The organism is Empedobacter sp. UBA5528 (genome assembly GCF_002426075.1).
GTDB classification, from domain to species: domain Bacteria; phylum Bacteroidota; class Bacteroidia; order Flavobacteriales; family Weeksellaceae; genus Empedobacter; species Empedobacter falsenii_B.
In genome coordinates this window covers 54,628-79,803 of sequence record NZ_DINY01000011.1, presented here as the reverse complement: position 1 = coordinate 79,803, position 25,176 = coordinate 54,628, and the positions used below count along the sequence as shown (strand labels likewise).

Sequence of the window (25,176 nt, the reverse complement as noted above, 5' to 3'; positions counted from 1 at the left end):
AGTATCGAAAAAGAATTGAAACGTTATTTTCTCAACTATGTGATCAGTTTATGATTAGACGAAATTATGCAAAGACTTTCGAAGGGTTTAAAACCAGAATTTTAGCTAAAACTACTGCACTTACTTTGGTTCAGTACATTAATAAAACATACTTTAATCGAAATATTAATAATCTAAAAACTCAAATTATTTAATATGCACAACGGGTAAGAATCATTCATTTTCAGAATAACTTCTGTCTTGGTAAATGGATATTTAATTCTTTTCAGAATTTTCTCTAAATCTTCTGTTGTATATTAGGAGTGGAGTCAAAACCTGTAATTCCTTTTTGTAATTTCATAAATTTTGGTCGTCAATATATTTTAAAAGTAATATTTATTCTTTCAATTTATTTGATTCTCAATTTTAGGAAATTGTTAAATTTTTAAATTATATTTTATGAATCTGATATGATTTATTGTGCCTTATTTAACAAATTCATTACCTTTGTTTCTTTACTTTTGAGAATAACAAAACCATAAATTATTATAACATGAAAAAACTTATATTTTCGGTATGTTTTACAACTATTTCGTCTATTATTTCTTTTGCACAAACTAAAAAGGAGAACATAAAAGTAATCTACAACACAGATTTTATTTTAGATTTCGATAAGATCAAAAGTAGTATCCCTGCTGCGTATCAAGCGAGTTTCAAAAGTGAAATAGATCGCGGAATTTCGGTGAAATTTGTATTGGAGAGTAATGGTAAAATGTCTTCTTTCAAACCTGAAATTAAAATTGATAATAATCAATCCAATGACAATTCTATTGTGCAGATGATTATTGCTGCAGAAGCAAATCCACAATATAAAGATTATGAAAAAAATGAATTTTATAATGTGAAAGATTTTGGCGTGAAAACCTTTTTGATTAAAGATAAAATCTTTGATTATCAATGGAAAATCACAAAAGAAAAAACAGAAATAGCAGGTTATAACGCGACAAAAGCAGTTGGAATAGATGAGGAAGGAAGAGAGGTGATAGCGTGGTATACAACAAGTTTACCTTATAGAGATGGTCCTTATCGTTATGCAAATTTACCAGGATTGATTGTGAAAGCAGAAATGTCAGAAGATGAGTTCAAGGCTATTTTTACAATGAAAGAAATCGAAATTTTAGATAAAGATATTGTGATTACTTTGCCAACAAAGGGAAAAGTTGTGACAGACAAAGAATTTATGGCGGAAATGAAAGCAATGAATGAACGTCATAAGCAAGTAAATCAAGGAGTTGATAAATAACAAAAGAGAGTTGCAGAAATGTGACTCTTTTTTTGAATAAATATTATTGATTTAATCAATCAATTAAACGAATAATCATTTTAATTTTTGATAATTCTAATCTGTTACTTTTGGAAAAATTAGATATATGACAAAGAAAGGAAATCACTACAAATTAACGTTAGAACAGACCGAATTATTAGACAAAGATGCACCATTACAGGCTCCAATCGTTTTAGATTTTATGAATCATGATGAGATTTTTAAGATTATTGAAATGATAAAATCTAAAAATCCGTTCGAAAATGAAAATCAATCAGTAGAATTTGCAATAGGTTTAAAGTTGTTTTTGGAAGTGGTTATGAAGAATAAAAACAATCCAATTTTTGAGGATTTACTTCCTGCGATAAAAGTTTTTATGCCTAAATTGAAAGAAAATTTAAAGTAAAAAAAGATGATTTGGCAAAATGAACTAACAGCATTATTTGGCGTAAAATATCCGATTATTCAAGCGCCAATGTTTGGAGTAACGACATCAGAAATGGTTGCTGCAGCAAGTAATTGTAACTGTTTAGGTTCTTTGCCAATTGCTGATTTGGATGCAGAAAATTCATTGAAGCGAATTTATCAAACCAAAAAATTAACGAATAAACCTTTTGCTATCAATATTTTTGCGAACGATATTCCTGAAATCACACCAGAATTAAAGCAAAAGTATAATGCAACAAAAAATAAGTTAATTGAGCTTGCGCGTCTACAAAACTTTGATATCGTTTTTCCTGAGATTGAAGCTGTAAAACCAAATGGTTATAAGGAACAAATAGAAGTAATTTTACAAGAAAAGTGCAAAATCTTGAGTTTTACTTTTGGCAATTTTGACGATAATTCTATTAATCGTCTTAAAGAACATCATGTGACATTAATAGGGACTTGTACAACGCTGGAAGAAGCGATACAATTGGAAAAATCGAATATTGATGTGATTTGTGTACAAGGAATTGAAGCAGGTGGGCATCGTGGAACATTTAATCCAGATATTTTGCCTCAAATTGGTGGCTTTTCATTGTTTTCGCAAGTAAAGGATGTTGTAAAAAAGCCGTTGATTTTTGCTGGTGGAATTTATGATACGAAAACACTTTTGGCTGCTAAACAATTGGGTGCAGATGCTTTTCAGATTGGTAGTTTGTTTTTGTGTTCCAATGAAAGTGCTTTAAAATCCTTCGAAAAAGAACGATTAAAAAATGTAAGGGAAAGTGAAATTATCTTGACGAAAAGTTTTTCTGGAAGATATGCACGAGGAATTGAGAATGAATTTATTCATTTATTTGAAAACTCTGAGTTTGTTTTACCTTATCCTTATCAAAATAAATTAACAAATCCGTTGAGAAATGCTTCTAAATTGAACGAAAATACAGCGTTTACTAATTTATGGTTAGGACAATCTTTTAAAAATTTTGAAGAAGATTCTACATCTAATCTTCTTCAAAAATTAATTGATTCTGTGGAAAATTATCAATAATTATCGCATCGATTTTTCAATTCTTCTATCTGGAATTAGCCATAGTAAAGCAATTAAAGCATAAATGACAATACCAATTTCTGGTTTTACAAATGAAATTCCGATTCCAGCCAAATAACCAATACTCGAAGAAATTTCTTTAAAACTTCTACTCACAGATTTCCCAATTATTGATTCTTTTCCTTCTTGTTTTACAGCGATTTTTTCAATAATCATAAATGCTACACTGCTCATAAATAAGACAAATCCATAAAAAGCAACTGGAAAAGTTGAGTCGTAATTTTCGCCCATCCAACCTGTGGAAACTGGTAATAAAGACAACCAAAAAAGCAAGTGCAAATTACTCCATAAAATTCCGCCATTTACTTTCTCAATCGCCTGAAAAAGATGATGATGATTGTTCCAATAAATTCCAACATAAATAAAACTGAACAAATAATTCAGAAATTTTGGGATATAAGGTTTCAAACTCATTATATCATCTCCAAGCGGAACTTTCAGATCCAAAACCATAATGGTAATAATAATTGCAAGAACGCCATCGCTAAAAGCTTCTAATCTGTTTGTAGTCATAGGTTTTATTAGTTTTTTTATTATTCAGAATGATGCTAATTTATCAAAATTATCGTAACAATTAGGGATTTGTTTTAAAATTTCTATTATATTTATTTTCATAATTTTAAACAAAGTTTCTCGTAAATAGAGATAGTTTTATGAATACTTTTATTGCAATTCTGAGAGGTATAAATGTGAGTGGTAAAAAAATCATCAAAATGGATGTTTTAACCAAACTTTTAGAGGAACTTAGACTGGAAAATGTTACCACTTACGTGCAAAGTGGAAATGCAGTTTTTTCGACAAATTTGACTGATATCAAAGAAATTGGAGATTTAATTCACGATAAAATTGTAGAAAGTTTATCTTTTGAAGTTCCAATTTTGATTTTAACCATCGAAAAATTAAAAAACATCATCGAAAATAATCCATTCTTAAAGGATTTTAGCATCGATAAAGAGTTTTTGCATTATACATTTTTAGCCAATAAACCTGAGGAAATAAATACTGAAAAAGTTGAAAATTCGAAAACTGAAGATGAACAATATTTTATTGCTGATGATGTCGTTTATTTGTATTGTCCTTCTGGTTACGGAAAAACAAAATTGACCAATAATTTTTTCGAAAATCTATTTAATGTAAGTGCTACTACACGTAATCAAAATACAACAACTGCTTTATTGCAATTAGCATTGATGAGAGAAAATTAAATTACAGATATAAAAAAAACCGTTATTAATCATTTAATAACGGTTTTTTATCTTTTTGAATGAAATTATTCAGCGATTAATTTATCTAATAAATCATTAATTTCTTTATCGTTCCAATCTCTCGTTTTTGTTTCTTTCAACACAACTTCACCTTTTTTATTTAAGATATAAGTTGTTGGAAAAACCTTTGGTAACATATTATTCGAAATTGGACTATTTGGCTCATAAACTGGCATTGTATAATTATTTTTTTGCAAAAAAGGATTAAAAACTGTCGGTTTATCCTGAATAGCAATCAATACAAATTTTACTTTTTGTCCTTTTGCTTCATACAATTTCTGAATTGTTGGCATTTCTGCAACACAAGGAGGACACCAGCTTCCCCAAAAATTTAGGAAAACAACTTCACCACTTTTCTTGAAATCAATCAAGTTTGTATTCGCAGCGCCGTTATGACCAATTAAATCAATATCATAATCACTTTCTGTTAATTCTATATCAGAACCAGCAACGTGGCTATTATCTTCCATTTTACTTTTAAAAAATGTACCAATTGGCGTAAACATAATAGCGACTAAAGCGACAACTACAACGATGGCAAAAATAATTTGCTTATTTCCTTTCATTTTTCTTTTTCAATAAAATCTTACACAAAGATGCGAACAAATATCAAGTTGAACAAATAGAAAAAAATGATTAATTACCGATGTTTTCGTCAATCAAATCTAAAATTTCATTTACAATATCTTCACCTTTATTATTGTTGTAATATTTTTGTAAATCTTCGTGAAAATCATCTGCTGAATACGTATCAGGATTACTTTTGAAACGCGCCAACATTTCCATTCCAGCTTGTGGACGAGGACCAAAACGGAAAGCTTCTTCATTTTCATCATTCACTCCAATAATAATCGGAATAGAAGCTGCACCATTTGTTTTGTATTTTTCCATCAACTCCATGTTTTCATCACGTAAAACATAATGCGTCGAAACTTGAAGTGCATTTGCCAATTTCTCCACAACAGGTAAAATTTGAGATGCATCTCCACACCAACCTTCTGTAATTACTAATAATTTTAAATTATTTGTAGTTGATTTAACGCGTATTTCTTGAGCAGGATTTAAACTGAATGTTTTAAAAATTCTGTTCATGCGTTGCAATCCCAAAGCATAATATTGTACATATTCTTTCGGATCATCGTTTTCGATTTCGTTTTCCAAATCATCTTCAACGCGTGTGATATAATCTTCGTATGATAAACCTTTGTTGATGTATTCTGTTAAATTCATTTGATTCTAATTTGTTACAAATATAAAGCAATTCTACGAGCTTATTTTGTAACAATGATGACATTGTTTATCGTTAAAATTTGGTAAATTGCGACTTTCGAAAGTAGAAAAATGTATCAAAATCCATTAAAAAAAACAATAGAATATTTAAAAGGTGCTGGACCTGAGCGTGCTAAAACACTGCAAAGTGAATTCAGAATTTTTAGATACGAAGATTTGATACAGCATTTTCCTTTTCGTTATGTTGATAAATCGAAATTCTATAAAATTTCAGAAATTTCATCAACAGCAGCCGAAATACAATTGAAAGGTAAAATTGTTAGTTTAGAAGAAATTAACCAAGGAAAAGTAAAACGTTTAGTTGGGAAATTTCAAGATGGAACTGGAACTTTAGAATTAGTTTGGTTTAAAGTTTCTTCTTGGCAAAAGGAGAAATTAAGAAATGATCTTTTCAAAGAAGTTGTGATTTACGGAAAACCAAATGTGTTCAATAATAATTTTAGTATTACACATCCTGAAATTGAATTAGTTGAAGACGCTAAAAATATTCCGCTTGGATTATTTCCTGTTTATCCGAGTACTGAAAAGTTGACGAAAAAAGGAATTACGAATCGTGTTCTTCAAAAAATGATGATGAATCTTTTTGCTGAAAATATTGATATTCCTGAGAATTTACCTTTAAATGTTCTCGATCATTATAAATTAGTTGGAAGAAATGACGCGTTGAAAGCAATTCATTTTCCGAAAGATGTAACAGAATTAAATGCAGCAATTCGTCGTCTGAAATTTGAAGAATTTTTCTTTCTAAATCTTGCAAATCTCTCTCAAAAAGCAGTCAATAAACAAAAGAATAGAAGTAATCCTTTCCCAGAAATTGGTCATTATTTCAATACATTTTACAATGAATATTTACCTTTTGAATTGACAAATGCACAGAAAAGAGTGATGAAAGAAATTCGCTTTGATCTTCGTCAACCTGCGCAAATGAATCGTTTGTTGCAAGGTGATGTTGGTTCTGGAAAAACGATGGTTGCATTATTAACGATGTTGATTGCTGTCGACAATGGTTTTCAAGCAGCTTTAATTGCACCAACAGAAATTCTTGCGCAACAACATTACGAAAGTATTACAGAATTATTGAATGGTTTGGATGTTTCGGTTGAGTTATTAACGGGTTCGGTGACAAAGAAAAAGCGTCAACCAATTTTAGAAAATCTTGAAAATGGAAAACTTAAAATCATTATCGGGACGCATGCTTTGTTGGAAGATAATGTGATTTTTCAGAATTTAGGATTAGCGATTATTGATGAACAGCATCGTTTTGGAGTCGCTCAACGTGCTAAATTTTGGAGAAAAGCTAAACTTCCACCACATATTTTAGTGATGACAGCCACGCCAATTCCACGTACACTTTCGATGACAATGTATGGCGATTTGGATGTTTCGGTGATTGATGAATTGCCAAAAGGACGAAAACCTATCAAAACACTTCATAAAACAGATGCGCATCGTTTAAGCGTTTTCAAATTTATGAAAGATGAGATTGCGAAAGGTCGTCAAATTTATGTGGTTTATCCACTGATTGAAGAATCAGCAAAGTTAGAATTGAAAGATTTGATGGATGGTTACGAGAGTATTTCTCGTGCTTTTCCGTTGTCAGAATATGCGATAAGTATTGTGCATGGTCGTCAAAAACCTGCGGATAAAGAATTTGAAATGAATCGTTTCAAAAATAATGAAACTCAAATTTTGGTGGCGACAACTGTGATAGAAGTAGGTGTTAATGTCCCAAATGCGTCGGTGATGATTATTGAAAATTCTGAACGTTTTGGACTTTCTCAATTGCATCAACTTCGTGGCCGCGTAGGTCGTGGAGCGGAACAATCGTATTGTATTTTGATGACGGGAGGGAAATTGAATGAAGTTTCGAAACGTAGAATTCAGACAATGTGTGAAACTAATGATGGTTTTCAGGTAGCAGAAGTTGACTTGGAATTGCGTGGTCCTGGTGATATGATGGGAACGCAACAAAGTGGAGTTCTCAATCTTAAAATTGCTGATTTAGCGAAAGACAAAGAAGTTTTGTATGCTGCAAGAAAATGTGTAGAAGCTATTCTTTCACAAGATCCGACACTTTCTTCTTCGATTTATGAGCCAACAAAAAAATATTTTATTGAAAATCATAAAGATAAAGTTGGTTGGAGTCAAATTTCTTAAAATTTAACATGAAGGAAACCATTTGTATATTTTTTGGTATAATTTATGTTTATTAAAAAACAAATACAAAATACTGAATTTTATTAGAAACTTTTAATTTTATCAGTTGTGTTAAATGAAATTAACATTAAAAATTATTTTTAACACAATATTAGCGTCAACCAAAAAATTATAGATTATGATGTACACAAATTTAGAACTTATCAGAACTCCACAAGGAGTAGAGGTTGAAGGAAATTCACTATGGATGTTCAATCAGCATTTGAATTTAATGGTATTAATAGCTAATGAATCGATAAAAATTAAACCTTCTATGTCTTTTCAACGATTTAGAAAAAATTAAATAATATCTCTCAAAACCGCTAAATAAGTGGTTTTTTTTTATTTCTAAAATTCTTCATCATTTTTATTTATTCATTTATTGCGAAATAATATATCACCTTTTTCTTCCTTGTAAAGGATTGGGTTATAATTATTATAAAAATTAATTATATCTAATAGATTTTATAGATTTGATTTATAATTATAACAGATTTAGTTTTGCTCTGTCTTAAAATGATAAATAAAGAATAAAACTATAATTATGATCAAAAGAAGTTTAGTATTAAGTTTAGCATTCCTTTCTACGATTGGATTTGCCCAACAATTAACAACAAACACAGGCGCTCCAGTTGGAGATAATCAAAATTCTAAAACAATCGGAAATAACGGACAAGTTTTGTTGGAGGACATTCATTTAATTGAAAAATTAGCAGCATTTGATCGCGAACGTATTCCAGAACGTGTTGTTCATGCGCGTGGAGCTGGAGCTTTCGGAGAATTTGTAGCTGATAAAGATTTTTCTGATGTGACAATGGCTGATTTCTTGTCAACAGCTGGTAAAAAAACACCATTATTTGTACGTTTTTCAACTGTAACGCATCAACAAGGTTCGCCAGAAACTTATCGTGATCCACGTGGATTTGCTGTTAAATTTTACACAGAACTAGGAAATTACGATTTAGTTGGAAACAATTTACCTGTTTTCTTTATTCGAGATGCGATCAAATTCCCAGATATGGTGCATGCTTTCAGGCCATCTCCTGTAACAAATGGCGCATCTGATCCAAATCGTGTATTTGATTTTTTCTCTAATTTACCAGAGTCTACGCATATGTTAACGTGGTTGTTTTCAGATTATGGAATTCCTGCAAATTTTCGTCAAATGGAAGGAAATGGTGTACATGCTTACAAATGGGTAAATGCAAAAGGTGAAGTAACTTATGTGAAATACAAATGGGTTCCTCAACAAGAAACGAAAAATTTAACACAAGAAGAAGCGAATAAAATTCAATCGACTGAAATAGAACATGCAACATTAGATTTACGTAATGAAATCGACAAAGGAAACTTTCCGAAATGGGATTTATATGTTCAATTATTGAAACGAGAAGATTTTGATAAATTAGATTTCAATCCTGTTGATGTAACGAAAATTTGGCCAGAATCTGTTGTAAAGTTAGTTAAAGTTGGAACAATGACATTGAATGAGAATCCAACGAATTATTTTCAACAAGTTGAGCAAGCAGCATTTGCTCCAGCTACGTTGGTTCCAGGAATTGAAGCTTCTGAAGATAAATTGTTACAAGGTCGTTTGTTTTCCTATTCTGATACACAACGTCATCGTTTAACGGGTAATTTCCAACAAATTCCTGTTAATGCACCAAAAAATAGTGTAAAAACATATAATCAAGACGGTTATATGTCGATCCGTGAGCAAAAAGGTGATGTAAATTATCAACCTTCAACTAATCTTCCTGAGGTTGTAGATAATGCAAAATTCAAGTATTCAAAATCTGTTTTTCCTGCAGGAGCTATAACAACTCAGCATGTCATTGATAAAGAAAATAACTTTGTACAAGCTGGAGATTTGTACAAATCATTCTCTAAAAAAGATCAAGATAACTTAATCAAAAATTTATCTGGAGCTTTAAATTCGGTTAAAAATAAAGTAATTGTTCATAAAATGATTGCACATTTTTACCAAGCAAATACAGAATATGGAACACGTTTGATGAAGGCTACAAATACTTCTATGAGCGATGTAAAGCAATATTTACCAAAATAATTTCTATTGGATTGGAGTCGATTGAGTTTGGCTCCATGACTTTCATAAAATCAATATTATCATGAAAAAGTATATATTTTTAGCCTTATTTCTATTCAGTTTTTCTTCAATTTATGCACAAGATTTGTTTAGTGCGGCGAGAGAAAATAATGTGAAGCAAATAGAAGAATTAATTTCGAATGGAAAACATGTAAATGAAGCAAATCAACGTGGATTTACACCTTTAATTTTAGCGATTTATAATAACAGTTCAGACGCTGCGAAAGTATTATTATCAAAAGGAGCAAATCCTAATGCGCAAGATTTATCTGGAAACAATGCGTTGATGGGAGCCGTCTTTAGAGGATTTCCTGAAATGGTAAATTTACTAATTGCGAATAAGGCTGATGTTAATCAAGTGAATTTTAATGGAGCTTCTGCTTTGATTTTTGCTGTAACATTTGGTCAAAATGAAATTGCCAAAAAACTAATCGAAGCTGGTGCAGATTTAAACATTAAAGATAATAATGGTAAAACTGCTTTAGATCATGCTATTTTACAAGAAAATAAAGAAATGATTGAATTATTATCGATCAAATAATTTTTATATTTTAATCTAATCAAAAAGCCATTCAGAAAAATTCTGAATGGCTTTTTATTATTTTGCAATAAAGACCGGAATATTAACGCGATGCCTTAATTTATTAATCGTTTCTCCAAAAATAAAATCCATAAAACCTCGGTGTCCGTGCGAACCAACAATCAACAAATCTGCTTGATTTCGTTTACAAATTTCAGCAATTGAATTGATTCGATTATTGTAACCTAATTCGATTTTAGTTTCATTAAACAAAGGTCGAATGATCTCTGCATATTGTTCTAAACGTTTCAAATCTGACAGAGATTCTTCATCATTCGTACGCTCTCCCGTGTATTTTGCAGAAGCACTTTCGACAATATGAACCAAAATAATGGTAGATTCTGTAGTAGCTAATTGTGTCGCATAATTAATCACTTTTCTATCCGTTTTCGAAAAATCTAACGCAACAACAATCTTTTTGAAATGTTGATTCGAAATTTCTTCTAACGTAAACTTCTCAAATGGTTCATGAATTTCCTTTTGATGTTCTTCATTTTTCTTCAACATAATTGGAATAAAAAATGTCAGCAATAATAAAACTAAAAGTCCTATTTCTAACGCTATAAGAAAAATATTTAAAGTGTAAGATTCACTATTTGCCATCCATTTATTAACTTCTTCATACACCAATTGCGCATTCAGAAATGAAATAATAAAAGCGATTGTCCATGCAAAAAATTTGGTTGTTGTATTGATTGCAAAATTCCCCATTTTCGCTTTATCACTCACAAAATGAATCAACGGAATTACCGCAAAAGCCAATTGCATACTTAGGATAACTTGACTGAAAATTAGTAAAGAACCGACTTCTTTTTCTCCAAAAATAAGAATGACTACAACTGCTGGAACTACGGCTAATAATCGTGTCAAAATTCTTCTCAAAACAGGATTAATACGTAGATGTAAATATCCTTCCATCACAATTTGTCCAGCTAAAGTTCCTGTAACTGTAGAGCTTTGTCCAGCTAAAATTAAAGCAACTGCGAATAATTTTGGAGCCAAATCTGTTCCTAAAGTTGTCCCCAATAATCTATAAGCATCGCTCAGTTCTGCAACATCGTGATAGCCGTTTTTATGGAATACGGATGAAGCTAAAATTAAGATTGCAGCATTGACAAAGAAGGCTAAATTCAGAGCAATTGCGCTATCCCAAAAGTTATATTTGAGGGCTTTTTTGATTGAAAAATCATCGCGTTTTATTTGCCGCGTTTGGACGAGTGCAGAATGTAAATAAAGATTATGCGGCATTACAGTTGCGCCGATAATACCAATGCTGATATACAATGCAGCGCTATTTGGAATAGATGGAATAAATCCTTTTGCAACTTCTCCAAAATCTGGTTTTGCTAAAAACATTTCGGTTAAAAAACATAAACCAATCATCGTGATTAAACCAACAATGAAAAGTTCCATTTTTCGCATGCCTAATTTTTGAAGATAAAGTAGGAGAAAAGTGTCTAAGAAACTGATTAAAACACCATAGATCAAATCTATTCCAAAAAGTAAATTTAGACCAATTGCCATTCCCAAAATTTCTGCTAAATCACAAGCTGCAATAGCTATTTCGGCTAAAATATACAAGATGAGATTCATTCCTTTCGGATAAGTTTCTCGGTTACATTGCGCCAAATCTTTTCGTCGAACAATTCCCAAACGTGTACATAAACTTTGTAATAACAAAGCCATTATGTTACTCATCAATAAAACCCAAATCAAAGTATAACCAAATTGGCTGCCGCCTGCTAAATCGGTTGCCCAGTTTCCCGGATCCATGTAACCAACGCTTATTAAGTAGGCAGGTCCAAAAAAACTTAGGATTTTTCTAAACTTTCCTTTTTTGATTTGAACACTTTCGTGCACATCTTCTAATGATTTGGATTGATTTGGCATTGAATGATATTTCTAATTCAAATTTATGTAAAAATGAATAAAAAAAGCAGTAATAGTAGGAATTACTGCTTTTGAAATAGTGAATGAATAAAATGGATTATATTGACGAAATCGCAAAGGCTAGACCTACGTTTCTTCTTGAAAATTCGTGAATTAATTCATCTAAAACTGTAGCATCATCAATTGTAGATGGAATTGTGAATGGTGTTCCGTCTGCAATTTGAGATAAAGTTTTGCGTAATATTTTTCCGCTTCGTGTTTTTGGTAGTCTGTTAACTATTATAGATGTTTTGAAACAGGCAATTCCGCCAATTTCTTTGCGTAATAAAGCAATCAAATCTTTTTCGATTTCTTCTTCCGATTTTGATGCGTTTTCTTTTGTAACAATCAAACCTATTGGAATTTGACCTTTCAATTCATCTTTAATTCCCACAACCGCACATTCTGTAATATCAGGATGAGAAGAAACCAATTCTTCCATTGTTGCAGTACTTAACCTATGACCAGCGACATTAATAATATCATCAGTTCGACCTGTAATAAATACAAAACCATTTTCATCTCTAAAACCTCCGTCACCAGTTAAATAATGATTCGGAAATTGTTGAAAATAACCTTTTATAAATCGGTGTTCATTTCGCCATAAACTTGTCATACAACCAGGAGGAAGTGGAAGCTGAATCACGATAGAACCTTCCTCTCGTATATCATTTTCTTGTCCTTCTTCATTTACAATTTTTATATTATACCCAAAAACAGGTAATCCAGCTGCGCCAGGTTCAGGCATTATATTTTCGATTCCAACACAAATTCCTAACATTGGCCAGCCGCTTTCTGTCTGCCACCAATGATCAATAACGGGTAATTTTGAAATTTCTTTTAACCAATAATAAGTAGATGTATCACAACGTTCTCCTGCTAAGAATAAACGTTTCAGACTTGACGTATCGTATTTTTGGAATAATTTTCCTTCTGGATCTTCTTTTCGAATTGCTCGAATTGCTGTTGGAGCTGTGAAAACATTTTTGATTTTATGTTCTTCAACCATTCTCCAAAAAGCTCCAGCGTCAGGAGTTTTGATTGGTTTTCCTTCATAAATAACCGTTGTAACACCATAAATTAACGGCGCATAAACGATATAGGAATGTCCAACAACCCAACCAATATCACTTGCAGTAAGAATTGTATCACCTGGTTCTAAATCATAAAAATAGTTCATTGTCGAATTTAGTGCAGTTGCATAACCTCCTGTATCGCGTACGACACCTTTTGGCGTAGAAGTTGTTCCAGAAGTATACAAAATATATAATGGATGTGTACTTGGAACTTCGATAGGTTCTATAGGTTGATGTTGATACATTTCATCATAGGTATGAACGTTTTCTGCTGATAAATCATCGGTGTGATTTGGACGTTCAAAAATGACAATGTTTTTTGGTTTGTAAAGTGTTAATTCAATTGCTTCATCAATCAATGGTTTATAGTTGATTTGACGATTAATTTCTACTCCATAAGACGCAGAAATAATAACATCAGGTTGAGCATCATCAATACGAATAGCTAATTCTGGCGCTGCAAAACCTCCAAAAACAACAGAATGTATTACACCAATTCTCGCACAAGCAAGCATCGCAACAATTGCTTCTGGAATCATAGGCATATAAATAATTGCTGTATCACCTTTTGATAATCCTAAGGATGTAAGACCTCCTGCAAAACGACTTACTTTTTCTAAAAGCTGATTGTACGTAATTTTTTGAACAACTTCTGTAACAGGAGAATCGTAAATTAAAGCAAATTGTTCTCCGCGTCCAGCTTTTATATTTTCCTCCAAAGCCAAACGGCTCATATTTATTTTTCCGTCAACAAACCACGAATAATATCCGTTTTCATTTTGTTTTAAGATTTGTTCAGGGTAAGTTGACCATGCTAATTTCTGCGCTTCTTCTTTCCAAAAAAGTTCAGGTTCTTCAATACTTTTTGAGTATAAAGTTTTGTAATCCATTTATGTGTGTGCTGTGTTTTATTTGTTTTGTTAAGTTAGAAAAATGTTTAGAATTAATAATAAAGTTTAAAATGTTTGTTTTAGGACAGTTAATTATTTATCAACTATACAATAAAAAGTAGTATATAATTGTAAATTGATAAAATCAGATTATATTAATCAACTTTTATTATTAAATTAATAGTGTAAAAAGTACGTTATAAATTAGATTGATTAAAAATAAAGACTTAAAAAACGTGATAAAATCAGTTGAATATTATAGTCAATAAAAAATAAAATATTGTATATTTAATCCTTCGAAGAAAGCAGATAAATAAAGGGAATTAAAGCTTTTTTCTAAATCAACAAAAACATAAGAAAGATGGATACGCCTCATGTTATTACAGACGAACAATTAGAGAGAGAGAACATTGAGATAACGAGACGTTATAAAGAGATGCTTCAAAATACATATGTCACTTTATCAGATGAAGATAAAAAGCTGATTCGTAAAGCTTTTGATTTGGCTGTTGATGCGCATAAAGATCAGCGTAGAAAAACAGGCGAGCCATATATCTATCATCCGATTGCTGTTGCCAAAATTGTTGCTGACGAAATTGGGCTTGGTGCTACATCAATTTCTGCGGCTTTAATGCATGATGTAGTAGAAGATACTGAATATACGTTAGAAGATATTGAGAAACTTTTTGGAAAAAAGATTGCAAAAATTATAGATGGATTAACAAAAATTGCTGTCTTAAATAAACAAGATGTTTCGATACAATCTGAAAATTATAAAAAATTATTACTGACTTTATCTGAAGATGTGCGTGTGATTTTGATCAAAATTGCCGATCGTTTACACAATATGCGTACGTTAGAAAGTATGCGAGAGGATAAACAGTTAAAAATAGCATCCGAAACTATTTTTATATATGCGCCTTTGGCTCACAGAATGGGATTGTATAACATCAAATCTGAACTAGAAGATTTGAGTTTGAAATACACTAAACCAGATGCATATTTTAATATTGAACATAAATTAACAGAAACTGAAGCCGAAAGAAAAAAATACATTGATGATTTCTGTAAGACTATTTCAGAAAAACTTGAAGCCGAAGGTTTAGAATTTGAGATCAAAGGTCGTTCAAAATCAATCAATTCAATTTATCGAAAAATGATTAATCAAGGAATTCCTTTCGAGGAAGTTTTTGATTTGTTTGCGATTCGTGTAATTTATCGTTCAGATAAAAAGAATGAAAAATTCTTAGCTTGGAAAATTTATTCGTTGGTGACGGATTTATTTATTCCAAATCCAAAACGTATGCGCGACTGGATTTCTCAACCCAAAACTACTGGTTATGAATCGCTTCACGTAACGGTTATGGGACCACAAGCGCTTTGGGTAGAAGTACAAATTCGTTCCGAAAGAATGGACGAAGTTGCCGAAATGGGTATCGCAGCACATTATAAATACAAAGAAAATATATCGGACGACGAAACGAAAGTTGATGAATGGATTCATCAAGTTCGTGAAATGTTGGAGCAAGAAGATACTAAGGATGCGATTGAGTTTATGGATAATTTCAAGTTCAATTTGTACTCCAAAGAGATTTATGTTTTTACGCCAAAAGGAGACTTGCATTCGTTACCAAAAGGAGCGAGTTCGTTGGATTTTGCTTACTCTATTCACACCAATGTTGGTGACCATTGTTTGGGTGCAAAAGTGAATGGAAAATTGTATCCGCTGTCGCATCAATTGCAAAGTGGTGATCAAGTAGAAATCATTACATCAACACAACAAAAACCAAAATTAGAGTGGTTAGAATATGTTGTAACGAGTAAAGCGAGAAGTAAAATTAAAGCTTCTTTAAACTCAGATAAACGTAAAGTTGCAGAAGATGGAAAAGAAATTATTCAACGTAAATTAAGACATTTAAAGGTTGATTTTAGTGAAAATACGATTAATCAGTTACAGCAATACTTTAAGTTAAGTTCGAGTCAAGATGTATTTTATAATGTTGCAATGGGAATTATTGACAACAATGATTTACGTAAATTTGCAGAACGAAATACTGGTTTCACAGGATTGATTAACCGTTTCAGAAAATCAACATTCAATACAACTAAAAAAGATAATATTTCTATCGACAAAACGAAATTAGATAGTCTTGTTTTTGGGAATGATGAAGAGCGTTTAGATTATGAATTAGCGAGTTGTTGTAATCCAATTCCGGGTGACAAAGTATATGGTTTTATCACAGTTTCAAAAGGAATAAAAGTACATAAGGTAGATTGTCCAAACTCAGTTTCGTTACAAGCAAATTATGCGTACAGAATTATAAAAGCGAAATGGATTGATTCTTCTCAACAAGAATTTAAAGCGTTGATTGAGTTACAAGGTTTGGATCGAGCTGGAATGGTGAGTGATATTACGTTAGTTATTTCAAAAAATAACTCGTTGAACATGCATAGTATTAATTTATCTGAGGATGCAGGTATTTTTGATGGAAAGATTACAGTTTCAGTTAAAAATAAAGCCGAATTAGAAAAAATCATGATGGAAATGAAAAATATTGAAGGAATTCAATCTGTAAAACGAACATACAAAAATTAGTTTTTATAAAATATTTAATTAACTTTATATAAATTAACGATTTATGAAAAAAATATTATTAGCTTTTGCATTTCTTCCAATGTTGAGTTTTGCACAAGAAAATTCAAATGAAAAAGTTTTAAATAGAATTGTACCAAGTTCTATATCTATTTCTGAATATGAAAATAGTAGACCTGCAATTTTTATTGATGGAGAGAGAGTTGATAAAAGTATTTTTACGAAAATGAGTCCAGATGAAATTAAATATATTACAGTAATCAAAACAGATAAAAAATATCCAAACGGAAAAATTGATATTGTTTCCAAAAAAGAGAAAGAATCATAACATAAAAGTTTGAGAAATTATGGAACAAATATTAATGATATGAAAAAATTACTATTAGCTTTTTTATTTCTTCCATTGTTGAGTTTTGCACAATCTAAAACTTTGAATGATACAATTCCTGGAATTAAAAATTCTAAATTAATCATTTCTTAACCAAAAAAAGATTTAAAAATAGGTTATTCAATTGACGGAAAAGATGTTGATTATGCAAGTTTTATTGCAGTAAATATGGATTTAGTAGATGATTTAAAATTTACAAAGCCTAATTCAAAATATCCAGATGGTAAAATAGAACTTTTTCTTAAAAAAAATAAACAAACAAAAAAGTCCAACTATTGTTGGATTTTTTTTGCTTGCTCATGTTACTAACAAAGGCACAAAGTTACAGAAATCTTTTTGATAATATCGCTTCATTTCTATTGAATAATCTTGTTAATTTTACATCCCGAAAACAAACAAACTCACGATGAACAAACAGAACTATAATCCAATTGAAGAAGTACTTGAAAAAATCAACGAAAAAGGAGGTTGGGTTAATACGCATTCACACTTAGATAGAGCTTATTCATTGACTTCGGACACTTTCGCATTATCAAATTCTTACTTAAAAGAAAAATGGCATTTAGTTGATGATATGAAACGTAATTCATCTGTTGATGATATTTATTTCCGAATGGAAAAAGCGATTAATTTCATGTTAGAGCAAGGTTGTCAAGCAATTGGTTCTTTTATTGATGCGGATGAAGTGATTGAAGATCGTAGTATACAAGCTGCTCAACGCTTAAAAGATAATTACGGAAAAGACATCGAAATGCGTTTTGCAAATCAAGTACTGAAAGGAGTTATCGATCCAAAAGCGCGCGAATGGTTTGATATGTCTTCTGATTTTGTGGATATTATCGGAGGTTTACCTGCAAAAGATTTCGGTCGAGAAGATGAGCATTTAGATATTTTATTATCAACTGCAAAAGCAAAAAATAAATTGGTTCACGTTCATGTTGATCAATTTAACACAGACGAAGAAAAAGAAACGGAACAATTAGCTTTGAAAACGATTGAACACGGAATGCAAGGAAAAGTTTCTGCGGTTCACTCAATTTCTGTAGCGGCTCATCCAAGAAAATATCGTTACGAATTATATGATTTAATTAAAAAAGCAGATATGCACATTGTTTCTTGTCCAACTGCTTGGATAGATCACAATCGTACAGAGCGTTTGGCGCCTTCGCACAACTCGGTAACGCCAGTTGATGAAATGATTCCAAGAGGAATTAACGTTGCCTTCGGAACAGATAATATTAATGATATTTATAAACCTTTTTCTGATGGTCATTTACTTACAGAATTGAGAGTAATGCTAGAGTCTTGTCACTTTTATGATGTGGAACAACTTTCAAATATTGCAACAGTAAATGGTTTGAAAGCTTTAGGAATTCAAAAATAAAATGTATATTTATACAAAATTAAATCTCGCTATTGCGGGATTTTTTTTGGAACATAAAATTAAAAACTACAATAAATTATGCGATTAAATGTACAGAATGAAACGGCTCAACTGCAAACTGTAGTCTTGGGTCGAGCAGAATCTAACGGAGCTAATCCAACACTTGATCAGACGTTCGATGCCAAATCTTATGAAACCGTAAAGAATTATGATTATCCAAAAGAAGAAGATTTGATTGCGGAAATGTCAGAATTTGAACAAGTTTTGAAGAAATATAATGTTGAAGTTTTACGTCCAACATTGATCGAAGATTGCAATCAAGTTTTCTCTCGAGATGTCGGTTTTGTTATTGATGATGAATTCTTTATCTCGAATATTATTCCAGATCGTTTAGAAGAATTGCAAGCGTATCGCGAAATAAAACGTCAATTCAAAGGAAATAAAATCAATGCATTACCAGAAGAAGTTTATGTAGAAGGTGGCGATGTGATTTTGTATAACGATTATATTTTTGTTGGAACGTACAAACAAGCAGATTTCAAAAATTATAAAACAGGACGTACAAATGTTGAGTTTGTAAAGTATATCAAAGCTAAATTTCCGAATAAAAAAGTATTGGATTTTGAATTGAAAAAGAATGATGAAAATCCATATGAAGGAATTTTACATTTAGATTGCACTTTCAATCCTGTTGGGAAAGACAAAGCAATTATTTACAAAGATGGCTTTTTATTTGAGAATGAATATCAGCAAATTGTCGATATTTTTGGAAAAGAAAATTTATTCGAAGTAACAAAAGAAGAAATGTATTGGATGAATCCAAATGTGTTTTCAATTTCTCCTGAAGTTGTTGTTTCTGAGAAAAATTTTATACGTTTAAATGATCATTTAGAAAATGTATGGAACATAAAAGTGGAACGAATTAATTACCGCGAAGTTTCTAAAATGGGAGGTTTACTAAGATGTTCTACAATGCCATTAATCAGAAAATAACATGAAACAAAAACAATATACGTCAACTATTTTGATGGTTGAGCCAACAGCTTTTTATTACAATCCAGAAACGGCTGTTAACAATTATTTCCAAACAGAAACAACAGATTCTCAAGAAGATATTCAGAAAGAAGCGTTAGAAGAATTTCAAGGAATGGTTTCTGCTTTGCGTTCAAAAGGTGTAAATGTTATCACGATCAAAGATACTGCTTCACCGCATACGCCAGATTCAATCTTCCCAAACAATTGGATTTCTTTTCATGATAACGGAAATGTTGTGTTATATCCTATGTTTGCAAAAAATAGGAGACAAGAGCGTCGTGAAGAAGATGTATTGAGTTTGTTGGAAGAAAAAGGTTTTCATATTGATGATGTGATTGATTTTACATCGGCAGAAGAAGACGAAATTTTCCTGGAAGGAACAGGAAGTATTATTCTTGATCGCGAGCATGAATTGGCTTATGCATGTATTTCTCAACGAACTGATGAAGATTTATTGATTGAATTTTGTGAGGAATTAGAATATACGCCAGTTATTTTTCATGCGAATCAAACTGTAAATGGAGAACGCAAACCAATTTATCATACAAATGTAATGATGTGTATTGCAGATAAGTATGCGATTATTTGTTTGGATTCTATCGATGATAAAAAAGAAAAGAAAACAGTTTGTGAGTATTTATTAGAAGCTGGAAAAGAAATAATTGCAATTACAGAAGCACAAGTGCATCAATTTGCTGGCAATATGTTGCAAGTTGGAGGTTTAGGACAATCATATTTGGTGATGTCACAAACGGCTTATAATTCGCTTAATCAAGAACAAATTTCTAAAATTGAGGCTTATAATCCAATATTACCTGTTAAGATAGATTTGATTGAAAAATTAGGAGGAGGAAGCGCTCGCTGTATGATGGCGGAAGTTTTCTTACCAAAAAATAAAAACATTTAGCTTAAAATTTACAAATCCGAGTTTTTTACTCGGATTTGTAAATCATGCAAAATAGTTTTAAACTATCTTTCAATCGGTAAATTTTCGTCAGCGCCCCATTCAGACCAAGAACCATCATAAACTTTTACCTTATCAAAACCTGCAATTGTCGAAGCCAAGGCTAGGATGGAAGCTGTAACACCAGAACCGCACGAAAAAATATTTTCTTTGGATGAATCTGTCAATTTTTCGAAAATTGCTTTCAGTTTTTCTTTTGATTTATATGATGTATCAGCCAAAACATTTTCAAAAAATAAATTCTTAGAAGCTGGAATATGTCCGCTTCGTAAACCTTGTCTTGGCTCAGGAGAAGTCCCCTTGAAACGCCCTTCTGATCGAGCATCTATAATCATTTTTGAATCATCATTTATTGCATTTAACATAACTTGTGTATCAGCAAACCAATTCGATTGAAAGTCAGCAATAAAGTCACCTTTTATAGTAGGTAGAAAATAAGTAGAAGTTGTGACAAAATTATTATCCATCCAAACATGTAATCCGCCATCTAAAACATATATTTCATTGTGTCCCATTACTTTGAACATCCACCAAACTCTCGGACTCGAATAAACTCCCCAACGATCATAACAAACGATGATAGAATCTTGATTAATGCCCAAATTTTGAGCTTCTTTTGTAAAAGTTTCTTCATCAACAAATGTATGAGGAAATTGCGAAGAATGATCAGAAAATTTTCCTTCCAAATCAAAGAAAAGAGAATTCGGAATTAATTTTAATTCTTGATCTTTTATTGATTGTCCAACTTTATCAATCGTACAATCTAAAATAATTAAATTTTTAAGATATAGATTATCATGTAATTCTTGTGTTGATATGATTGGTGAATTGAAAGTCATTTCTGTTTTATTTTTTATAAAAGTAAAAAAACGCAACCATTTTTGGTTACGTTTTCTTATCTATCTTATTTATTTTTTCTTTAACTGATAATTTTGTGCTAAAGCTCCAGTAATTTCATTTCCTTCTAAATCTAATTGGAATAAAATATTCTCTCCAACCTTATAACGTTTATATTCATCGTCTTTTGTTTTTAATGAAATTGAATTACCATCATCAGTCCACGTAATATTACCTTGATTTTCAACCTTTAGGTTTTTGTCGATATATTCCTCTGTTAAGGTATATGTATTATCTTGATTTAAAGTTAATTCTGTTTTAATTCCTTCACAATCAGCACAAGGGATCACGCCCTCATAAGTTCCGTCCCAATCTAAAGCAGATTGAGAAGTGGAGTCATCGATTTTTTGTGATGATTTATTTTCAGTGGCAGGAGTACTTTCAGTCTTTTTTTCGCAAGCTGTGAATAATATGCTTGTAAAAGCACATAATACAAATAATTTTTTCATAATATATTTATTTTAAGGTTATTATTTTAAGTTAAAGCCAATTTTTATCATTGGTCCAAACATATCCATATCATAAACAAAGTTGGAATTGTTACTTCCTTTCTCGTAGTCCATACTTATGATTTGATAGCCCGCCATTGCGTAAAATAAATCAGAGAATTGATAACCAGCCAATCCTTCTAATTGCCATGCTAATTTTGAGCCGATTCCAAATCCTCCAATTTCTCCAGAAACATTATACAAAAACTTTTTGTTTGGTAAACTTCTTGTTCTTGCAACTAACATTGGATCTACCCAAGTTTTAGAAATACTACGATCTAAATGCATTGGTTTTAAAGAAACTGGATTGATTAGATTTATATCAAATCCAGATTTAATATTTACAAGGTTCATACTAATACCAGCTTCTAGCCAAGGTGTAATTTTTCTCAATAAACCTGCTTCAAAAGAGAATTGTTTTACTGTTAATTTACCATCCAAAACTAAAGGGTCTTTTTTAACATTTGCAGCTAAAGAAGCATAAATAATATCAGATGTAATCACCCAATCTTTGTTTTCGGCTTCAAAAATTAACATTCCAGCAAATTTCAAATGCTCAAAAAAGTCTGAAGGGGATTGACTTACATGTACATTCGGAAGTCGAGAAACACTCGCTTTTCCTTTCATATGAGGCAACATCATATTTGGCTCTACTTTGAAATGCCAAGAATCATCTGGCTGAATTGAGTCTTGAGCAAAAGTTTGCGTACTTGATGCTAATAGAATTAAAAATGTGCTTTTTTGAAAAAAGTTAAACATAATTTTTTAAGTTTCGTTTTATTAATTATTTCAAATGATAGAGAGAAAAGTTAAGTTAGTTGTGGTTTTATTATAGGTTAAGTTTCTTATTAAATTGTCTAGATAAATCTAGTTTCATTCCCAATGTAAAAACACTTTGTTCTTTTTTACCAATATAATTTTTACCAAAAGAGATACGCTGTTCTGTATATAATTGTACATATTTCATCGGATAATATTCTAATCCTGTAATGAAATCACTTCGTCTGAAATTTTTATCAATGATTATATTTTCTACAGATTTCTTTGTTTCAGGAACATATAAATTATAACCTCCTAAAATTGAAAATTTATTTAGTTTATATTTCAACGCTGTCTCAAAACCTTTTGCATCAAAAACATATGAAGGATTAATTGTATTTTCAGATTGATATGAAATAGGTATAAAATCACCATTTTGCTGTAAAATTCCAAGTAGACTAACATCAAATTGTTTACTCGTATATTTTAAACCAATTGAATAAAAAGTTGGATGTCCTGATAAACCTAAGATATGATTATCATCAATTAAGTTTTGAGCTATAAAAGCACGGTTAAATGCAGCTCCAATACTAATATTTTGATTTAATTCTAATTGAGCTGAAAAACCAAAACCATCAATAATCTTATCATCATTTCCACCTTTTGTTTGGATTTGAGCACCAAATTGAAAAGCTTTAATTTTATTTCTATAAATTATTGATTGATCTGCTCGTCCTGTTCCTAGCAAACCACCATCTGTTCCACCTGTAAAAGTTGCAGAAGCGCGTCCTCCAAATACATTAAAACGATCTGTATAAGCTGTAACATCACGGTAAACACTCCATTGTTTACCAAATGTTATTTTACCATATTTAGACAAATCAATACCTAAGTAACCCAAGCGATTACCAAAAACTTGTTGTTTTTGTTCTGAAACAATTGTCAAAAGATCACTATCTAAATTTCCATCAACATTAAACGACGAGTTACCTTTGAACATATTTATTTGGAGTTCAATACCAGCTACAAATGCAATATTTCCTTTTTTTAGATTAATTTCAATTCCAGCACGAGAGGCATTTTCTTGTAGCTCCATTACTTTATCATGCACAGCAAGATGACCTCTCAAACTAGTGTAAGGTCTTATCGAAATATCAATTGTATCATTTGATTTTTGAGCATAAACAATAGATCCTAATAATAAAAAGGCAGATATAAAATGTTTGTTATTGGCAATCATATTGAATGTTGATTTAGAACTATTTGCAAGAAAAATATTGATTAATTTTTCGATCTAAATTCCAACAAATGTAAATGGTTTTGTATCACTAAAAAGTTGTGAAGTTTCGCCAGCATACGTTTCATTTTTACTTACGCTTAATCGTTTTGTTTTTGCATTTTTACCAAAATCAATTTTCTTTAAATCAACCCAAAATGTATTTGGAGTTTTTGTAGTTTCAAAGTAATAAACAAGATTTTTATGATCAGAAACTGATCTCCATCTTGTAGACGATATGTTAGGTTCTGCTTCTGAAGAAATTCCTAACGGAACCGATACATTTCTGATAACACTAAAAACACTTGCAGTAGAAGTGCGAGTATCAGCGGTTTGCGGAATTGCATTAATGTAATATGATGCTCTTACATAACGATCAGCAGCTCTGTTAGTTCCTGGTAACATAATTGTTCCTGGAATCCCTTTCCAATATTGATTAATTGCTAATTGCTCATCAAAAACTGGAGAATTTGTCATTACTGTATAAGAAGGATCATGGTGTATTTTTAATTTCCCGTTTACATATTCGAAAATTGCATTGTCTCCATTTGCATCAGAAATTGAAAGATGTAAAGTTGTAAATTTTTGAGTACCTGGAATGTAGTCAGAAACAATTACAAATTTTTCTTTTCTCAAATCATCTACAGCTTCTTTTACTGTAGCATAATTATCTAAAACATATTGTGCCCAAGCTGCAATTGTAACACCTGGCTTTGTTCCTTTTGGATTAAATTGAGGATACTGGCTTTCTACTAACCACAAAACATTCGCAACAAGTCCTTTTTCGTTCATGCCATCTGTTGTCGCAATGTCCCAAGCACTTGCAATTACACTTCCGTATTTTGAAGTCCATTTTTCCGAAGCATTTCCAACGTTGCCAGATCGATCTATACCTCTAGGAAAAACCCAAATATTTGCATCAATTTCATCTTTCCAATCCATAGAACGAGCTGTGATTACAGTATTTTCTGGACCTTTATAGACAACTCTTGTGCAAGCATCTAGTTGTGGAGATAATAAAAAAAATAGGTTGGTAGAAAATAATGTCAAAGTTAATTTACTTAAAAAAGTCTTTTTCATTATGATGTATTTAGAATATTAAAGTTATTAATTTAATTGGAGAAAATTATACTCTTTTACTAATATTGTGCAGAATATTAAAAATTATCCATTTATACAATGTTGTTTTTGGAATATTATAACGTTCTATAATTTCTCA

At 31.1% G+C, this 25,176-nt stretch carries 24 protein-coding genes; 14 read left to right on the top strand and 10 right to left on the bottom strand.

Annotated elements, in window-relative coordinates; translation table 11 throughout:
• The 4 genes from B4L98_RS03230 to B4L98_RS03215 form a co-directional block, all read left to right on the top strand.
• Positions 1-194, top strand: a 194-nt coding sequence (locus B4L98_RS03230; protein ID WP_291077512.1) for a transposase, incomplete at its 5' end; no start/stop codon positions are given.
• Between the two features lie 338 nt (positions 195-532).
• Positions 533-1,282, top strand: coding sequence for a GLPGLI family protein (locus B4L98_RS03225; RefSeq protein ID WP_286494806.1), 750 nt, complete (start codon positions 533-535; stop codon positions 1,280-1,282).
• 127 nt (positions 1,283-1,409) lie between these two features.
• Positions 1,410-1,709: a DUF3861 domain-containing protein gene (locus B4L98_RS03220; RefSeq protein WP_221854444.1), complete on the top strand. Its 300-nt coding sequence runs from the start codon at positions 1,410-1,412 to the stop codon at positions 1,707-1,709.
• Between the two features lie 6 nt (positions 1,710-1,715).
• Entirely contained in the window at positions 1,716-2,780 is a 1,065-nt protein-coding gene (locus B4L98_RS03215; protein WP_221854445.1) for an NAD(P)H-dependent flavin oxidoreductase, read from the top strand.
• On the opposite strand, the gene B4L98_RS03210 is transcribed toward B4L98_RS03215, so the two are convergent.
• On the bottom strand, positions 2,781-3,353 hold the full coding sequence (locus B4L98_RS03210; RefSeq protein ID WP_115000259.1) for a TMEM175 family protein: 573 nt from the start codon (positions 3,351-3,353) through the stop codon (positions 2,781-2,783). It abuts the gene before it with no gap.
• A 140-nt stretch (positions 3,354-3,493) separates the two neighbouring features.
• On the opposite strand from B4L98_RS03210, the gene B4L98_RS03205 reads away from it, so the two are divergent.
• The gene (locus B4L98_RS03205) at positions 3,494-4,045 is read left to right on the top strand and encodes a DUF1697 domain-containing protein (protein WP_115000257.1); all 552 of its coding nucleotides are present in this window, start codon (positions 3,494-3,496) and stop codon (positions 4,043-4,045) included.
• A gap of 65 nt (positions 4,046-4,110) precedes the next feature.
• Here B4L98_RS03205 and B4L98_RS03200 read toward each other — a convergent pair whose 3' ends face one another.
• Together B4L98_RS03200 and B4L98_RS03195 are read right to left on the bottom strand one after the other, a co-directional pair.
• Positions 4,111-4,671 (bottom strand): TlpA family protein disulfide reductase, encoded by a 561-nt coding sequence (locus B4L98_RS03200; RefSeq protein WP_115000255.1) that lies wholly within the window; start codon positions 4,669-4,671, stop codon positions 4,111-4,113.
• Positions 4,672-4,741: 70 nt separating this feature from the next.
• Entirely contained in the window at positions 4,742-5,335 is a 594-nt protein-coding gene (locus tag B4L98_RS03195) for a thioredoxin family protein (RefSeq protein ID WP_115000253.1), read from the bottom strand.
• A gap of 111 nt (positions 5,336-5,446) precedes the next feature.
• Between B4L98_RS03195 and recG the strand changes: the two genes are divergently transcribed.
• The 4 genes from recG to B4L98_RS03175 all read left to right on the top strand — a co-directional run bounded on the left by recG (position 5,447) and on the right by B4L98_RS03175 (position 10,239).
• Positions 5,447-7,552, top strand: a complete 2,106-nt coding sequence (gene recG / locus B4L98_RS03190; protein WP_286494808.1) for an ATP-dependent DNA helicase RecG — start codon at positions 5,447-5,449, stop codon at positions 7,550-7,552.
• A 178-nt stretch (positions 7,553-7,730) separates the two neighbouring features.
• Entirely contained in the window at positions 7,731-7,895 is a 165-nt protein-coding gene (locus B4L98_RS03185) for a hypothetical protein (protein WP_181816300.1), read from the top strand.
• 240 nt (positions 7,896-8,135) lie between these two features.
• Entirely contained in the window at positions 8,136-9,659 is a 1,524-nt protein-coding gene (locus B4L98_RS03180) for a catalase (protein WP_180906765.1), read from the top strand.
• Between the two features lie 61 nt (positions 9,660-9,720).
• Positions 9,721-10,239 (top strand): ankyrin repeat domain-containing protein, encoded by a 519-nt coding sequence (locus B4L98_RS03175; protein ID WP_115000247.1) that lies wholly within the window; start codon positions 9,721-9,723, stop codon positions 10,237-10,239.
• 57 nt (positions 10,240-10,296) lie between these two features.
• On the opposite strand, the gene B4L98_RS03170 is transcribed toward B4L98_RS03175, so the two are convergent.
• Together B4L98_RS03170 and B4L98_RS03165 are read right to left on the bottom strand one after the other, a co-directional pair.
• Complete coding sequence (locus B4L98_RS03170; protein ID WP_038335783.1) at positions 10,297-12,168, bottom strand: Nramp family divalent metal transporter; 1,872 nt, start codon at positions 12,166-12,168, stop codon at positions 10,297-10,299.
• Positions 12,169-12,265: 97 nt separating this feature from the next.
• Positions 12,266-14,173 (bottom strand): AMP-binding protein, encoded by a 1,908-nt coding sequence (locus B4L98_RS03165; RefSeq protein WP_115000246.1) that lies wholly within the window; start codon positions 14,171-14,173, stop codon positions 12,266-12,268.
• Positions 14,174-14,534: 361 nt separating this feature from the next.
• On the opposite strand from B4L98_RS03165, the gene B4L98_RS03160 reads away from it, so the two are divergent.
• From B4L98_RS03160 to ctlX, 5 genes are all read left to right on the top strand, one after another.
• Positions 14,535-16,769: a RelA/SpoT family protein gene (locus tag B4L98_RS03160; protein ID WP_286494810.1), complete on the top strand. Its 2,235-nt coding sequence runs from the start codon at positions 14,535-14,537 to the stop codon at positions 16,767-16,769.
• 43 nt (positions 16,770-16,812) lie between these two features.
• The gene (locus B4L98_RS03155; RefSeq protein ID WP_038335788.1) at positions 16,813-17,094 is read left to right on the top strand and encodes a hypothetical protein; all 282 of its coding nucleotides are present in this window, start codon (positions 16,813-16,815) and stop codon (positions 17,092-17,094) included.
• 466 nt (positions 17,095-17,560) lie between these two features.
• Entirely contained in the window at positions 17,561-18,538 is a 978-nt protein-coding gene (locus B4L98_RS03150; protein ID WP_125349365.1) for an amidohydrolase family protein, read from the top strand.
• Between the two features lie 78 nt (positions 18,539-18,616).
• Positions 18,617-19,531, top strand: a complete 915-nt coding sequence (locus B4L98_RS03145) for a dimethylarginine dimethylaminohydrolase family protein (RefSeq protein ID WP_291059140.1) — start codon at positions 18,617-18,619, stop codon at positions 19,529-19,531.
• Position 19,532: 1 nt separating this feature from the next.
• Positions 19,533-20,480, top strand: coding sequence for a citrulline utilization hydrolase CtlX (gene ctlX / locus B4L98_RS03140; protein WP_286494812.1), 948 nt, complete (start codon positions 19,533-19,535; stop codon positions 20,478-20,480).
• 62 nt (positions 20,481-20,542) lie between these two features.
• Here the strand turns inward: ctlX and B4L98_RS03135 are convergent, their stop codons facing one another.
• From B4L98_RS03135 to B4L98_RS03115, 5 genes are all read right to left on the bottom strand, one after another.
• On the bottom strand, positions 20,543-21,376 hold the full coding sequence (locus tag B4L98_RS03135) for a sulfurtransferase (protein WP_286494813.1): 834 nt from the start codon (positions 21,374-21,376) through the stop codon (positions 20,543-20,545).
• A 69-nt stretch (positions 21,377-21,445) separates the two neighbouring features.
• Positions 21,446-21,883 (bottom strand): copper resistance protein NlpE, encoded by a 438-nt coding sequence (locus B4L98_RS03130; RefSeq protein ID WP_286494814.1) that lies wholly within the window; start codon positions 21,881-21,883, stop codon positions 21,446-21,448.
• A 21-nt stretch (positions 21,884-21,904) separates the two neighbouring features.
• Positions 21,905-22,681, bottom strand: a complete 777-nt coding sequence (locus B4L98_RS03125) for a hypothetical protein (protein ID WP_291077510.1) — start codon at positions 22,679-22,681, stop codon at positions 21,905-21,907.
• A 70-nt stretch (positions 22,682-22,751) separates the two neighbouring features.
• Positions 22,752-23,921: a porin gene (locus B4L98_RS03120; protein ID WP_286494816.1), complete on the bottom strand. Its 1,170-nt coding sequence runs from the start codon at positions 23,919-23,921 to the stop codon at positions 22,752-22,754.
• 54 nt (positions 23,922-23,975) lie between these two features.
• Positions 23,976-25,037: a linear amide C-N hydrolase gene (locus tag B4L98_RS03115; protein ID WP_286494817.1), complete on the bottom strand. Its 1,062-nt coding sequence runs from the start codon at positions 25,035-25,037 to the stop codon at positions 23,976-23,978.
• Between the last annotated feature and the right edge of the window lie 139 nt (positions 25,038-25,176).

Bases quoted from the DNA above. Each gene is read 5' to 3' on its own strand.
- B4L98_RS03225 (WP_286494806.1), top strand. From the start codon at position 533: ATGAAAAAACTTATATTTTCGGTATGTTTTACAACTATTTCGTCTATT.
- B4L98_RS03220 (WP_221854444.1), top strand. From the start codon at position 1,410: ATGACAAAGAAAGGAAATCACTACAAATTAACGTTAGAACAGACCGAA.
- B4L98_RS03215 (WP_221854445.1), top strand. From the start codon at position 1,716: ATGATTTGGCAAAATGAACTAACAGCATTATTTGGCGTAAAATATCCG.
- B4L98_RS03210 (WP_115000259.1), bottom strand. From the start codon at position 3,353: ATGACTACAAACAGATTAGAAGCTTTTAGCGATGGCGTTCTTGCAATT.
- B4L98_RS03205 (WP_115000257.1), top strand. From the start codon at position 3,494: ATGAATACTTTTATTGCAATTCTGAGAGGTATAAATGTGAGTGGTAAA.
- B4L98_RS03200 (WP_115000255.1), bottom strand. From the start codon at position 4,671: ATGAAAGGAAATAAGCAAATTATTTTTGCCATCGTTGTAGTTGTCGCT.
- B4L98_RS03195 (WP_115000253.1), bottom strand. From the start codon at position 5,335: ATGAATTTAACAGAATACATCAACAAAGGTTTATCATACGAAGATTAT.
- recG (WP_286494808.1), top strand. From the start codon at position 5,447: ATGTATCAAAATCCATTAAAAAAAACAATAGAATATTTAAAAGGTGCT.
- B4L98_RS03185 (WP_181816300.1), top strand. From the start codon at position 7,731: ATGATGTACACAAATTTAGAACTTATCAGAACTCCACAAGGAGTAGAG.
- B4L98_RS03180 (WP_180906765.1), top strand. From the start codon at position 8,136: ATGATCAAAAGAAGTTTAGTATTAAGTTTAGCATTCCTTTCTACGATT.
- B4L98_RS03175 (WP_115000247.1), top strand. From the start codon at position 9,721: ATGAAAAAGTATATATTTTTAGCCTTATTTCTATTCAGTTTTTCTTCA.
- B4L98_RS03170 (WP_038335783.1), bottom strand. From the start codon at position 12,168: ATGCCAAATCAATCCAAATCATTAGAAGATGTGCACGAAAGTGTTCAA.
- B4L98_RS03165 (WP_115000246.1), bottom strand. From the start codon at position 14,173: ATGGATTACAAAACTTTATACTCAAAAAGTATTGAAGAACCTGAACTT.
- B4L98_RS03160 (WP_286494810.1), top strand. From the start codon at position 14,535: ATGGATACGCCTCATGTTATTACAGACGAACAATTAGAGAGAGAGAAC.
- B4L98_RS03155 (WP_038335788.1), top strand. From the start codon at position 16,813: ATGAAAAAAATATTATTAGCTTTTGCATTTCTTCCAATGTTGAGTTTT.
- B4L98_RS03150 (WP_125349365.1), top strand. From the start codon at position 17,561: ATGAACAAACAGAACTATAATCCAATTGAAGAAGTACTTGAAAAAATC.
- B4L98_RS03145 (WP_291059140.1), top strand. From the start codon at position 18,617: ATGCGATTAAATGTACAGAATGAAACGGCTCAACTGCAAACTGTAGTC.
- ctlX (WP_286494812.1), top strand. From the start codon at position 19,533: ATGAAACAAAAACAATATACGTCAACTATTTTGATGGTTGAGCCAACA.
- B4L98_RS03135 (WP_286494813.1), bottom strand. From the start codon at position 21,376: ATGACTTTCAATTCACCAATCATATCAACACAAGAATTACATGATAAT.
- B4L98_RS03130 (WP_286494814.1), bottom strand. From the start codon at position 21,883: ATGAAAAAATTATTTGTATTATGTGCTTTTACAAGCATATTATTCACA.
- B4L98_RS03125 (WP_291077510.1), bottom strand. From the start codon at position 22,681: ATGTTTAACTTTTTTCAAAAAAGCACATTTTTAATTCTATTAGCATCA.
- B4L98_RS03120 (WP_286494816.1), bottom strand. From the start codon at position 23,921: ATGATTGCCAATAACAAACATTTTATATCTGCCTTTTTATTATTAGGA.
- B4L98_RS03115 (WP_286494817.1), bottom strand. From the start codon at position 25,037: ATGAAAAAGACTTTTTTAAGTAAATTAACTTTGACATTATTTTCTACC.